11 protein-coding genes are annotated in these 12134 nt (G+C 72.3%); 3 read left to right on the forward strand and 8 right to left on the reverse strand.

Annotation, left to right across the window (positions count from 1 at the left end):
* Positions 1-6 precede the first annotated feature (6 nt).
* The 6 genes from ACIRFH_RS05720 to ACIRFH_RS05745 all read right to left on the reverse strand — a co-directional run bounded on the left by ACIRFH_RS05720 (position 7) and on the right by ACIRFH_RS05745 (position 5200).
* The gene (locus ACIRFH_RS05720; protein WP_403517279.1) at positions 7-1344 is read right to left on the reverse strand and encodes a CpaF family protein; all 1338 of its coding nucleotides are present in this window, start codon (positions 1342-1344) and stop codon (positions 7-9) included.
* A gap of 33 nt (positions 1345-1377) precedes the next feature.
* Positions 1378-1776, reverse strand: coding sequence for a TadE/TadG family type IV pilus assembly protein (locus ACIRFH_RS05725; RefSeq protein ID WP_403517280.1), 399 nt, complete (start codon positions 1774-1776; stop codon positions 1378-1380).
* 1 nt (position 1777) lies between these two features.
* A complete protein-coding gene (locus ACIRFH_RS05730; RefSeq protein WP_403517281.1) occupies positions 1778-2212 on the reverse strand; it encodes a TadE/TadG family type IV pilus assembly protein in 435 nt (144 codons plus the stop codon).
* The gene (locus tag ACIRFH_RS05735) at positions 2209-3462 is read right to left on the reverse strand and encodes a CpaE family protein (RefSeq protein WP_403517282.1); all 1254 of its coding nucleotides are present in this window, start codon (positions 3460-3462) and stop codon (positions 2209-2211) included. Before ACIRFH_RS05735 ends, ACIRFH_RS05730 begins: the two co-directional genes overlap by 4 nt.
* 9 nt (positions 3463-3471) lie before the next feature.
* The gene (gene cpaB / locus ACIRFH_RS05740) at positions 3472-4179 is read right to left on the reverse strand and encodes a Flp pilus assembly protein CpaB (RefSeq protein ID WP_403517283.1); all 708 of its coding nucleotides are present in this window, start codon (positions 4177-4179) and stop codon (positions 3472-3474) included.
* A 100-nt stretch (positions 4180-4279) separates the two neighbouring features.
* Positions 4280-5200 carry a hypothetical protein gene (locus ACIRFH_RS05745; RefSeq protein WP_403517284.1) on the reverse strand — a complete coding sequence of 307 codons (921 nt, stop codon included), beginning with the start codon at positions 5198-5200 and terminating at the stop codon, positions 4280-4282.
* 354 nt (positions 5201-5554) lie between these two features.
* Here ACIRFH_RS05745 and ACIRFH_RS05750 point away from each other — a divergent pair, with 354 nt between their 5' ends.
* Positions 5555-7267: a chitinase gene (locus ACIRFH_RS05750; protein ID WP_403517285.1), complete on the forward strand. Its 1713-nt coding sequence runs from the start codon at positions 5555-5557 to the stop codon at positions 7265-7267.
* Between the two features lie 154 nt (positions 7268-7421).
* Here the strand turns inward: ACIRFH_RS05750 and ACIRFH_RS05755 are convergent, their stop codons facing one another.
* Positions 7422-8090 (reverse strand): HAD family hydrolase, encoded by a 669-nt coding sequence (locus ACIRFH_RS05755; protein ID WP_403517286.1) that lies wholly within the window; start codon positions 8088-8090, stop codon positions 7422-7424.
* Positions 8091-8257: 167 nt separating this feature from the next.
* Here ACIRFH_RS05755 and ACIRFH_RS05760 point away from each other — a divergent pair, with 167 nt between their 5' ends.
* On the forward strand, positions 8258-8767 hold the full coding sequence (locus tag ACIRFH_RS05760; protein ID WP_403517287.1) for a SigE family RNA polymerase sigma factor: 510 nt from the start codon (positions 8258-8260) through the stop codon (positions 8765-8767).
* A gap of 56 nt (positions 8768-8823) precedes the next feature.
* Entirely contained in the window at positions 8824-10113 is a 1290-nt protein-coding gene (locus tag ACIRFH_RS05765; RefSeq protein WP_403517288.1) for a hypothetical protein, read from the forward strand.
* A 208-nt stretch (positions 10114-10321) separates the two neighbouring features.
* On the opposite strand, the gene ACIRFH_RS05770 is transcribed toward ACIRFH_RS05765, so the two are convergent.
* Positions 10322-11914 (reverse strand): hypothetical protein, encoded by a 1593-nt coding sequence (locus ACIRFH_RS05770; RefSeq protein ID WP_403517289.1) that lies wholly within the window; start codon positions 11912-11914, stop codon positions 10322-10324.
* Positions 11915-12134 lie beyond the last annotated feature (220 nt).

The following is a 12134-nucleotide window of genomic DNA, read 5'->3' on the forward strand; positions in this document are numbered from 1 at the left end:
GCGGTCCTACCTGGCTTCTCGGGTGGCGAGCTGTTCTGCGGAGTGGGCCACGCCGAAGGCCTGCGGGATGGGCTGGCTCGCCATGTACAGGCGGTCGGCGGTGCGGCGCGGCAGCGGGAAGTACTCGAAGGCGCCGTAGATGCGGCCGTCGGCGGCCATCGGCTGGGCGTTGAAGCGGGCGACCGTGGCCAGGCGGTAGGGCTCGCCGCCGTGGCTGGCCAGCAGGGCGATCTCGGTGATGCGGCGGACGCCGTCGGCGAACCGGGTGAGCTGCACGATGACGTCGACGGAGCTGTTGATCTGGTCGTGCAGGGCGACGAAGGGGATCTCGACGTCCGACATGGAGGCGAGGGTCTGGAGCCGCATCAGGGCGTCCTCGGCGTTGTTGGCGTGGACGGTGGCCAGTGAGCCGTCGTGGCCGGTGGACATGGCCTGGAGCATGTCCAGGGACTCGCCGCCGCGGACCTCGCCGACGACGATGCGGTCGGGGCGCATGCGCAGCGAGTTGCGGACCAGGTCGCGGATGGTGATGCGGCCCTTGCCCTCGACGTTGGGCGGGCGTGACTCCAGGCGGATCACGTGGGCCTGCTGGAGCTGGAGTTCGGCGGAGTCCTCGATGGTGATGATGCGTTCGGTCTCGGGGATCAGGCCGGAGAGGGCGTTGAGGAGGGTCGTCTTGCCGGTGCCCGTGGCGCCCGAGACGATGATGTTGAAGCGGGCCTGCACCAGTCCGGCCAGCAGGTACAGCATGTGCTCGTCGAGCGAGCCGAGGCCGATCAGCTCCTGGAGGGTGAAGGAGCGGGGGAAGCGGCGGATGGTGAGCGTGGCGCCGGTCAGGGACAGCGGCGGGATGATGACGTTGACGCGCTCGCCGGAGGGGAGGCGGGCGTCGACCATCGGGTTCGACTCGTCCACGCGGCGGTTGACGGTGGAGACGATCCGCTCGATGGTCTGCATCAGCTGGTCCTCGGAGGCGAAGCGGAGGGGGAGCCGCTCGACGCGGCCGCCGCGTTCGACGAAGATCGAGTCCGGTCCGTTGACCATGATCTCCGTGATGGAGGCGTCCTCCAGCAGGGGTTCGAGGATGCCGAGGCCGAGGGCCTCGTCCACGACCCGGCGGATCAGCTGGGAGCGCTCGACCGTGGACAGGACGGGGCCCTCGCGGCTGATGATGTGTCCGAGGACGCGCTCCAGCCGGGCCCGGCGCTCGGCCGTGGCGAGCGAGCTCATCTCCGCGAGGTCGATCTCCTCCAGGAGCTTGGCCCGGTAGGAGGCGACGAGGTGTCCGTCCTCGCCCCGGCTGCCGTGCTCCTCGGGTGCGTGGATGCGTGCGCGCAGGCTCATGCGTCCGGTGCTCCTTGCTCCTCGTTCACGACGTCACCCGTCCGCTCGGTGGTCGAGGGGCATCGTGGCGGTCTTCCGGGCGGGGCCGAAGTCCCAGCCGGGGACGACGGAGGGGATGTCGACGGTGGCGGTGACGGTGACCTCGTCGCCCCCTTCGGCGGCCCCGCAGACGGTCCCGTCGGCCAGCCAGTCGCTGACAGCCGTGGCGCAGGCCTCCTGGGCGCTCTCCTGGAGGGAGGCGCCGCGTGCTCCGGCCCGGGCGGCGGTGCCGGCCTGCTGGGCGGTGTAGGCGATGAGGCCGAGCTGTACGGCGGCCAGGGCGACGACGACCAGGATCGGGAGGAAGCCGAGGTACTCGATGGCGACCTGGCCCCGGTCCCTCGCGCGGGCGCGGCCACGGACGGAGTCGCGGGGGCGGACGGAGTACGGCATCTCAGTCGTCCTCCTCCTCGACGGCCCCCGCGTGCCCGTGCACGGTGAAGGGGAGGCCGACGGCGCCCGGGAAGAGGACGGGGACTTCGAGGCGCACGTCGGCCGTGACGTACCCGTTCGCGGTGGAGCAGTCCACACCGGCGCCCCCCTCCCAGGATCCCGGCAGCTTGTCCCGGCCGGCGTCCTGGCAGGCGCCCTGCCGCGCCCCCCGCTCTGCCGCCGTCGCCGCCCGTACCGCCTCGTCCGCAGCATTACCCGCGAGCGTGTACGTGTATCCCACGAGCACGAGCTGCCACAGCACCACCAGCGTGACGACGATCATCGGGATCATGCCGAGGAACTCGATGGTGACCTGGCCCCGGTCGCGGTCGCGGTGCCGGTCGCGGTGCCGGTCCCGGTACCGGGCGAGTGGGGCGAGTAAGCCGTGCGTCCTCATCCCCCACCGTCCTTCCGGCGCCGGAGGCTCGCCGAGCCCCGGTCGCTGCGGAACCGGCCGCCCTTCCGGCCGTCCGCGGCCGCCTTGACCAGTCCCAGCTCGCCCGCGAGGGCCCACAGGGCCTGCTTCACGGTGCTCCTGCCGTCGAGTTCGTGGACGCGGCCGGAGTCGACGGCGCCCTGGAGTTCCTTGAAGGCCGCGGGGACGGTGGTGGCGGCGACCGCCGTGCCGGTGATCCTGCGGACCAGCGGGGGCTGGATCTCGGTGGCGCGCGTGTGCCGGTTGACGACGACGGTCGTCTCCTCGGCCTTGCGGATCTGCAGCCGGTCCCACATCCGCACCGCCCGCTTGGCGCCCCGCACGGCGATCACGTCCGGGGTGGTGACCAGCAGTGCCGTGTCGGCCATCTCCACGGCCGCCGCGCCGGCCCCGCCGAGCTGGGCGCCGCAGTCGATGACGACGACCTCGTAGCGGGAGCGCAGGGCGCTGACGATCTGGCGGGCGGCGCGGTCGGTGACCTCCTCGCCGCGTTCGCCCTCGCCGGGGGCGAGCAGCAGGGCGAGGCCGGTGTCGTGGCGGAAGACGGCGTCGGCGAGGACGCGCGGGGAGATGTCGTTGATGGCGGCCAGGTCGACCACGGACCGGCGGAACTGGACGTCCAGGTAGGACGCGACGTCGCCGGTCTGGAGGTCCATGTCGACCAGGGCGGTGGCGCGGCCCGACGCCTGTGCGGCGAGCGCCAGCTGGACGGCGGTCAGGGTCGCCCCGACCCCGCCCTTGGCGCCGCTGACCGTGACGACGGTGCCGCCGGCGCCGGTGAAGACGTCGCCGCCGCTGCCGAGGTGCCGGCGTACGCCCACCGACCACTGGGCCACCGCCTGGACGCGGCTGGCGAGTTCCTCGTAGCCGAGCGGCAGGGCGACCAGGCCGCGGGCGCCGTAGTCCATGGCGGCCTGGAAGAGGCCGGGGCTCGCGTCGGAGGTGACGAGGATGACGCCGACGGCCGGGAAGCGCAGGGCGACCTCGCGGATCAGCTCCAGCGCCGGGACGGGGCCGATCCGCTCGTGCACCACGACGACCTCGGGCAGTTCGTCGACCGACTCGGCGGCCAGCCGGGCGAGGGTGTCGACGAGCTGGGTGGAGTCGGTCACCGGGGCGACCGGTTCGGCGTCGGGGAGCTGGCTGAGCAGGGTCGTGATGGACCGTACGGCGTCCGCGTCGCCGACTGCCGGGAGGATCCTCGTGGGCATGCGGGCCTCTCACTTGTCCTTCGCGAGTTCGTACGTACGGTCCTTGTCCGGGACCGTGGTGCCGCCGCCCGGCGCCACGAGCGCGAGCCGGACCCGCTGGGCGAACGACTCGGCGTAGGTGATGCGCTGGGCGTCGATGGTGGACAGGGCGAAGGTGATGGGGACCGCTTCGGTGGCCCGGCGGTCGCCGCTCTTGTCGCCGGGCTGGAGCGAGGTGAGTTCGCCGACGTCGATGACCTTGGCGTTCGTCACGATGATCTTGGACTGGTCGGGGGCGGTGTCGCGCTCGCCCTCGAAGGTGGCGTAGACGTTCACGGTGGCGCCGGGTGTGATCTTGCCGGCGACGCCGGTCGCCGCGTCGATCATGATGGCGACCTCCTGCTGACCGGGCTGGAGGGCGGGCTGGTCGACGATCATGTCGCTCTGGAGCAACGAACCCTTCTTCAGCGTCGTCACGGCGATCTTGCCGCGGATGCGGGAGAGGTCCGTGACCGCGTTCTCCGACAGCCAGCGCTCGGGCATCTCGATCTTCTCGAACTGGTCCGCACTGAGGGAGGTGTAGGGCGCCACCTCGCGCTTGACCTGGTACGCGGTGACCTCGGGGCCGACCTTGGACTTCACGTCGTTGACGACGGAGAGCACGCCGGCGAAGGCGCCGAGGGCGCAGAGGACCGACAGGATCAGCAGGATGATGCCGCGGCGCTGACGGGAGTTCATGGGCCGTGCAACCTCATTGGGGGAATCGGTTGTGCCGGATCGGGGGGGGCGGGGCGGTCCGGACGGGGCGGTCCGGACGGGACGGTCTGAGCGGGACGGCCTACCCCGTCAATGTGCGTCTGTTTCTGGTGGGTTCGCGACGGGCCCGGTGGCCCGGACCTGAACGGTCACCCGTGCCGGACGGGAGGCCGGGGTGATCGTCGTGAACGGGCGGTGTCGCGGAGCAGAACACGCAGCGGTCGCCGATGACCTCGATGCCGCACCAGTGGCAGGCGCTGCGCCGTACGGAGGTGACGAGCTGGTAGAGGACCGACAGGTCGGGCAGGAAGGCGCAGAACTCGGTCACCTTGCCGGTCCCCCACCACCCCGGCGACTCCGCCGGCAGCGGCACCTCGCGCACCCCCTGCACCTTCCAGGACGGGGCGAGGGTGCCGGTGACCCAGTCGGAGGCGAGCTGCCCCTTGGCCACGACCAGCGAGGTCCCGAAGTCGGGCCCGGTCAGGGCCGCGCCGGGGGCGATCCTCACCAACTGCGGTTCGGGATGCGCCACGACGCCGAACTGGCTGCCCGGCACCCACGACTTGGCGTGCGACTTGAGACCCACGGGCACGTGGTCGAGACGGGCGACGGAACCGAGCAGGGCGCCGGCGTGGATGTAGTGGGTGAGCAGCCGTCCCGCGGAGGCGAGGACGCCGGGACCGAGGTCGCAGGAGGCCAGCTGCCGTAACTGGCGGGCCAGGACCGCGAGTCCGAGCGGGGGCAGGGCCGGCCGGAACAGGGCGATCCGGTCGCTCTCCAGCAGGGACCGGACGGTGTGCAGCCGCCGCCCCACTCCCGGGGAGACGTCCTGCGGACTCACCACGATCACGTGCCCGTGCTGCTCGACCAGCGCCTGCATCTCGCCCAGCACCTGCTCCAGCGGACGCCGGTCGACGTCCTGGAGCACGACCGCGGGCACGGTCCGTTCGTCCTGCGGCGGCAGCGCCAGGCCGGCACCGGTCACGGCAATCGCAGTTGGCACGCGCGGCTCCCCGTCTCCCCTGCCCCTGGACCGGCCGCCACTCCCGCGACCCACCCGGACGACTTCACTGCGTGACTACGTGAGCACTGTATCCACGCGTCTATGGCCGGAGAACAGCGTTTCTGTACCTCAAGAGGAACTTACGGAGCACAAGAGGCGACAAAGCGGGGCAGTTTGCAACATCCGCATCTCCCCTCGCGAACGCCCCGCACACCGACGGTCGCCGCGCACGCCGCGCCCGATCGGTCCGCACCCACCCCTTGACACCCTCGATTGGTCTGGACCACCTTGTACGTCAACGGTGGCCACCGTGTACTTCCCGTTCCTCTCCCCACTCCCCCACCGGAGGCCCCAGTGGAACCCGTACACAGACGGCGCGGACGACGACGGAGGCGGACCGGGGCCGCGGTCGGTGCCGTGGCCGCCGCCCTGGCGCTCACCGTCACCGCCGTCGGCCAGGCGTCCGCCGCGGACGTCAACAACGCGAAGAACGCCGGTTTTGAAGCCGGCCTGAGCGGCTGGACCTGCTCCGCGAACAGCGGTACGACCGTCGCCTCCCCCACTCACGCCGGCACCGCCGCGCTCAGGGCGACGCCGAGCGGGCAGGACAACGCCCGGTGCGCGCAGACGGTCGAGGTGCGGCCCAACTCCACGTACACGCTGAGCGCCTGGGTCCAGGGCGGGTACTCCTACCTGGGCGTGACCGGCACCGGGACGACCGACGTGTCGACCTGGACGCCGGACGCGGCCTCCTGGAAGCAGCTGTCGACGACCTTCACGACGGGTTCCTCGACGACCTCCGTGTCCGTGTACACGCACGGCTGGTACGGGCAGTCGGCGTACTACGTCGACGACGTGTCCGTGTACGGCCCCGACGGGGGCGGCGGCAGCCAGGAGCCCGAGCCGACGGTGCCGGCCGCGCCGGCCGGTCTGCGCGTCTCCGGTACGACGTCCTCCTCCGCGTCGCTGGCCTGGAACGCGGTCTCCGGTGCCACCGGTTACAGCGTCTACCGCGACGGTACGAAGGTGACGGCCGTGACCGGCACCTCGGCGACCGTGACCGGCCTCGCGGCCTCGACGTCGTACTCCTTCCAGGTGACGGCGACGAACGCGGCCGGTGAATCCGCCAAGTCGGCGGCCGTGACGGCCCGCACGACGGAGTCCGGCGGCAGCGGGGGCGACGTGCCCGAGCACGCCGTCACCGGGTACTGGCAGAACTTCGACAACGGCGCCGCCGTCCAGAGGATCTCGGACGTCTCCCCGCAGTACGACATCATCGCCGTGTCCTTCGCGGACGCCACGACCACGCCGGGCGCCGTCACCTTCAACCTCGACACGGCCGGGCTGGACGGCTACACCGTCGACCAGTTCAAGGCGGACATCCGCGCCAAGCAGGCGGCCGGGAAGAAGGTCATCATCTCCATCGGCGGCGAGAAGGGCACCGTCTCGGTGAACGACTCCGCCTCTGCGACCAACTTCGCGAACTCCGTCCACTCCCTGATGCAGACCTACGGCTTCGACGGCGTCGACATCGACCTGGAGAACGGGCTCAACCCGACGTACATGACGCAGGCCCTGCGCGCCCTGTCGGCGAAGGCCGGTCCGGGCATGGTCCTCACCATGGCGCCGCAGACCATCGACATGCAGTCGACGTCCGGCGGGTACTTCCGGACGGCGCTGAACGTGAAGGACATCCTCACCGTCGTCAACATGCAGTACTACAACAGCGGTTCCATGCTGGGCTGCGACGGCAAGGTGTACTCCCAGGGCACGGTCGACTTCCTCACCGCGCTGGCCTGCATCCAGCTGGAGGGCGGCCTCGACCCGTCCCAGGTCGGCCTCGGTCTGCCGGCCTCCACCCGCGCGGCGGGCGGCGGCTACGTGGCCCCGAGCGTCGTGAACAACGCCCTCGACTGCCTGACCAAGGGCACGAACTGCGGCACCTTCAAGCCGCCGAGGACGTACCCGTCCCTGCGGGGCGCGATGACCTGGTCCACCAACTGGGACGCGACGGCGGGCAACGCCTGGTCGAACGCGGTGGGCGCGCACGTGCACGCCCTGCCGTGACCCGTCCGGTCCGGCATCCGCCCCCGCCCGTGATCGACCACGGGCGGGGGCCCGCCGTCTCGGCGACCACCGTCGCGGCACCGGCGTCGGCTCCGGCGTCGGTGCCGGTGCCGGCCACGGCTCCGACGCCGTGATCACACCGGCTCCGCTGGGATCACCCCGCTGCGGCTGCCTCCCCCAGGCGGACGAAGGCGAGGATGTCGGGGACCGCTTCGCGCAGGCTCCCGAAGTGGCGGTGCACGCCGGCCACCGCCACTTCGGCGTTGACCCCCCACACCGTCATGCCGGCCCGCAGCCCCGCCTCGACCCCGGAGGGGGCGTCCTCGACGACCAGGCAGTCCTCGGGCCGGGCACCGAGCTGCTCGGCGGCCAGCAGGTAGGGCGCGGGCGACGGCTTGCCCTCCTCCACCGCGGCGGCGTCGACGACGACGCGCGGGAGCGGCAGGCCCGTCCGGGCGAACCGTCCGCGCACCCGGTGCTCGTAGTTCGAGGTCACCAGCGCCCACGACGACGCCGGCAGGGTGTCCAGCAGCTCCGACGCACCGTCGAAGGCCGCGTAGACGCCGGACCGGACGTCCTCGTCCTCCAGTTCGTGCAGCGAGGCCAGGCACTCCGCCGGGTCCCGTTCCGGAGCCACCTGCGCGAAGGTCTCCACCGGCCGTGTGCGCAGCGCCACCCGGTAGACCTCGTCCGCGTCCAGCCCGTACCGCTCCGCCCACGTCTCCCAGACCCGGCGCTGGTTGTCCACGGCGTCGATCAACGTACCGTCGACGTCGAAGAGGACGTACTTCCTGGGCCCGGGCCGCACAAGCTCACTAGTCACGCCGTGATCATGCCAGGAAGCCCTGAAGACCGTTCACGGGACGGCCCTCGGGGTATCCGCCGACCACCTGCTGTGACGCTCGCGGGGAATCCCGTGTGAAACATTTCCCGCGCCCCACCGCATCGATGAGGTGAAGGCGGCACCGGGCGAGCAGGGGGACACGGCGTATGTGGCTGGGGCGGGCGGACGACTACGCCGAGTTCGCGGGGGCGCGGGCCGGGCATCTGTACCGGTCCGCGTGTCTGCTCACCGCCGGGGACACGCATCTGGCCGAGGACCTCGTCCAGGAGACCCTCGGGCGGCTGTACGTCCACTGGGGACGCGTGTCCCGGGCCGAGAACCCGGCCGCGTACGCGCAGACCGTGCTCACCCGGACGTTCCTCGCCCACCGGCGGCGGCGCAGCAGCGGTGAGCGGGCGATGGACGTGTTCCCCGACCTGCCGGGCGCCGCGGACGGGGACGCGCCGCTGCGGCTGACCCTGCTGGCCGCGCTCGCCCGGCTGCCCGCCAAGGACCGGGCCGTCATCGTGCTGCGGTACTGGGAGGACCGCTCCGTCGAACAGACCGCCGATGTGCTCCACGTCAGCTCGGCGGCCGTGCGGACGCGGTGTTCGCGGGCGCTCGGCCGGCTGCGGGAGCTGCTGGGCGAGGACCTCGCGGAGTACGCCAGCCCCTGACGGCCTCTCTCTGCCCCACGCCTGTCATCTCACCACTGTCGAAAGGGTGGTTCGCCATGCCCGAAAGCCAGCACCAGGATCCCTTCGAGGACCGGCTCAGCTCCGCTCTGCGCGATGCCGGTGACAGCTTCGACGCCGACCGGGCCGCGCTGGCCGCCGGTGGGCGGGCCCGGGGGCGCCGGGCCCGGCTGCGGCGGCGGGCCGGTGTGCTCGGCGGGGCGGCCGGGATCGCCCTGGTCGGCGTCGGCGGGGCGCTGCTGCTGCCGGGCGGCGGTGCCTCCACCGGAGCGCGGGGGGCGACCCCGGCGGCTCCGGCGGCCCCGCCCAGCGCCACCGCCGCGAGCCCCGCACCCGCCCCCTCCTTCTCCGGCGGCGACCTCATCGAGGCCCTCAAGGAGCTGTTGCCCGAGGGCGAGGTCAGCGGGGAACAGGCGCAGGGCACCGACCCGGGGCTGCCCCCGTACGCCCGCGTCGTGTTCGACGACAGCCGGGGCGCGGCGGCCGTCGGCATCAGCCTCGGCCGGGTGGAGCCGGGCAGCGGGAGCGTCCGTGACCTGACGACCTGCCCGGACAAGGCCCTGGTCGCGTACGACGCCTGCACCACCAGCCGGCTGGCCGACGGCTCGGTGCTCATGGTGTACCAGGGCTACGAGTATCCCGACCGGCGCGTGGACACCAAGTGGTGGTCGGCGGAGCTGGTCACGGCCGAGGGGCAGCACGTCTCCGTGAACGAGTGGAACGCACCGGCGGAGAAGGACGCCGCCGTCACGCGCCCGCAGCCGCCGCTGTCACCCGCCGAGTTGCGGAAGATCGCCACCGCCGACGTGTGGCGCCGGGCGGTGGACGCGATTCCCGCGGACCCGAAGGCGGCCAAGGCGAAGGCGAAGGCCTCCGCGTCCTCGACGTCGAGCCTGATGCCCGAGGCGTCGGGTCCGGCGATCGGCAAGACGCTCGTCTCGCTGCTGCCCGACGGGGTCGACGTCGTCTCGCGGGGCGAGCAGGAGACGGGATACGCGTACCTCGTCCTCGACGACGGCAAGGGCAGGAGCCTCGTCCAGATCAACGTGCAGCCCGACATGCGGGACGCCGCCGGCCAGCTCTACGGTGACGCCGAGCCCCGTCCCGACGGCACCCTGGTCGCCACCTCGCAGGGCCCCGGAGAGAAGGGCGGCGCCGGGGTCGTGATGTGGACCGTCGACACCATGCGGCGCGACGGCCTCCGCGTCGTGGTCAGCGCCTTCAACACCGGCGCCCAGCACGAGGACGCCACCCGTGACGCCCCCGCGCTGACCATGGAGCAGTTGGAGGAGATCGCGCTCAGCCCGACGTGGGAGCGGGTGCGCTGATCCCGCCCGACGGGCCCAGGAGAACTCCGGTCACGGCCGGCCCCGGACCCGCTTCGCACAGCCGACCGACGAGTACCGGGCCACGGTCCGTCCGGTGCCGGTCGGCGGTGGCATCCCGTTCTTCCCCGGACGCGGGCGCCGGATGGGTCCCGGACTCGTCCGGTCCCGGGAAGAACGGGCCGGACGGTGACGCGGTGGTGGCCCCCGGTCATGCCGAGGACAGCTGTTCCGCTATCTCCTTGATCCAGGCGCTCTTCTTCTCCGGGTCGTCGAGGGAGACGACCCACTCCTCCTGGCTGATCCCGTGGTGGGTGGGGCCTGCTTTGAGAGCGATGAGAAGGGCTCTGGCCGAGTCACGCATCTCGGCCGTCGTGTCCGCGTTGACGCTCGAGCCCGCCGCCAGGCCGTAGATCTTGCGTGCCATGGCCTGGCGTTCACCGTTCTCCACCTTCTTCCAGAACTTCAGGGCCTCCTTCAGCGCGTCCTCGCGGGAGGCGGGCTTTGCGTCGGTCTCGCCCTCCGCCCAGCGTTCGGGGTGGCGGGCCCCGTCGTAGCGCTTCATGCCCGCGCGGCCCGCCTTGTAGGCGGTGACGCCGAAGATGAGGCCGGCCGCACCCGCGGCGAGGCCCCAGCCGACCGGGTTGCTCGCCAGTCCGGCTCCTCCCGCCGTGGCGGCGACCGCCGTCACGATGCCGCCCGCGGCCTTGGTGGACTCGCCCACGGCGGTGAACGCCTGCTTGCCCATCTTGTTGCGCTGCTTACCGAGCGCGTACTCGTGCACCGTGGTGAACGTGCTCGCTTCTTCGTTGTACCGTGCGGCGTACCGGACGTCGTCGGCGGCGTCCCGGGCGGCGCCCATCGCCGCCCAGGCCACGTCGATCGCGGCGGAGACGCGCTCGATCCGGTCCTCGCCCTCGTGGTCCCACTGGGCACCCAGCGCTTCGTACGCCTCGTCCGCGGCCCGTTTGGCGTCCTTCCGGGCCTGGTCCAGCAGGGCCAGTGCCCTCTCGTCGAAGGGGTCGGGCTTCTCGAGCCCCTTCAGCGCACGGTACTTGCGGGCCGTCAGGCCGGTGCGGATCGCGGCGCGGCCTCCCTTCACCGCGCCCATGACAGAGGAGCCGATACCGCTCGCCTCGGCCACCGAACCGGCGTTCAGCGCCTTCTGGGTCTTGGTCAGTTCCTTGGCGATACCGAGGGCGTAGTTCCCCGCGCCGGCGGCGCTGACGACCGCGTCGGTCGCCTTGGTGTTGAATTTCTTGGCCGCCACGTGGTGGGCGGCCCCGTTCTTGTGCTTCTTGGCGTCCTTCCTGGCCTTGAGCGCCTCCATGCCGCTGAGCATGGCGCCGGCGGTCTCCGCGGCCAAGTTCTCCGACGCGGCGGCGGTGCCCGAGGCGCCGGTGGAGTGTTTGAGACCGTCGCTGGCCGTGGCGGAGGCCTGCTGGGAGAAGCCCGCGTTGGCGGGGACGTGGGCGCCCTTGACGAAGGTGTCGATGAATTCGAGATTCTTCTTGACCTTGTCGAGGATCGCGGTGATCCGTTCGCGGTAACTCTTCGGCGCAGCAGGGGCTTTGCCGTTCTCCGGTGCTTTCTCCTCCGGCGCCTTCCCCTCCGCCGTGTCCCTGGCACGCTGCACCGCCGCGGTCGTGGCTCGGTTGCCGGCGCTGGACTGGAGCCCGAGGAGGGCGCGTTCCGCCGGGTTCCCGGACGGGCTCCCGGTCCGGCTCCGGTCCCGGCGCTGCCGGGCCGACGTCAGGGCGGCCACGGACTGCCGAGCCGAGGTGCGGTGGGCGGGGGCGCTCATGGACGTACCTCTCCTGTGCCGGACCGGGCGAGGAGAACGTAGCCCGGCTCGGCCAAGAGAAGGGGAACGGAGGGGAAATTCTTCACGGGCGGCGCGGAAGGCGCCGGGGCGGTTCCCCTCGGCCGTGGGCGCCCCCCCCCCCGCCCCGGGGGGGGGGGGGGCCCCCGGGGCCCCCGGGGGGGGCAAAACCCCCCCCCCCGGGGGGCCCCCCCCGTGTTAG

Origin of the sequence: Streptomyces sp. NPDC093586 (assembly GCF_044764905.1) — a bacterium.
Taxonomy (GTDB): domain Bacteria; phylum Actinomycetota; class Actinomycetes; order Streptomycetales; family Streptomycetaceae; genus Streptomyces.

Bases quoted from the DNA above. Each gene is read 5' to 3' on its own strand.
- ACIRFH_RS05720 (WP_403517279.1), bottom strand. From the start codon at position 1,344: ATGAGCCTGCGCGCACGCATCCACGCACCCGAGGAGCACGGCAGCCGG.
- ACIRFH_RS05725 (WP_403517280.1), bottom strand. From the start codon at position 1,776: ATGCCGTACTCCGTCCGCCCCCGCGACTCCGTCCGTGGCCGCGCCCGC.
- ACIRFH_RS05730 (WP_403517281.1), bottom strand. From the start codon at position 2,212: ATGAGGACGCACGGCTTACTCGCCCCACTCGCCCGGTACCGGGACCGG.
- ACIRFH_RS05735 (WP_403517282.1), bottom strand. From the start codon at position 3,462: ATGCCCACGAGGATCCTCCCGGCAGTCGGCGACGCGGACGCCGTACGG.
- cpaB (WP_403517283.1), bottom strand. From the start codon at position 4,179: ATGAACTCCCGTCAGCGCCGCGGCATCATCCTGCTGATCCTGTCGGTC.
- ACIRFH_RS05760 (WP_403517287.1), top strand. From the start codon at position 8,258: ATGTGGCTGGGGCGGGCGGACGACTACGCCGAGTTCGCGGGGGCGCGG.
- ACIRFH_RS05765 (WP_403517288.1), top strand. From the start codon at position 8,824: ATGCCCGAAAGCCAGCACCAGGATCCCTTCGAGGACCGGCTCAGCTCC.
- ACIRFH_RS05770 (WP_403517289.1), bottom strand. From the start codon at position 11,914: ATGAGCGCCCCCGCCCACCGCACCTCGGCTCGGCAGTCCGTGGCCGCC.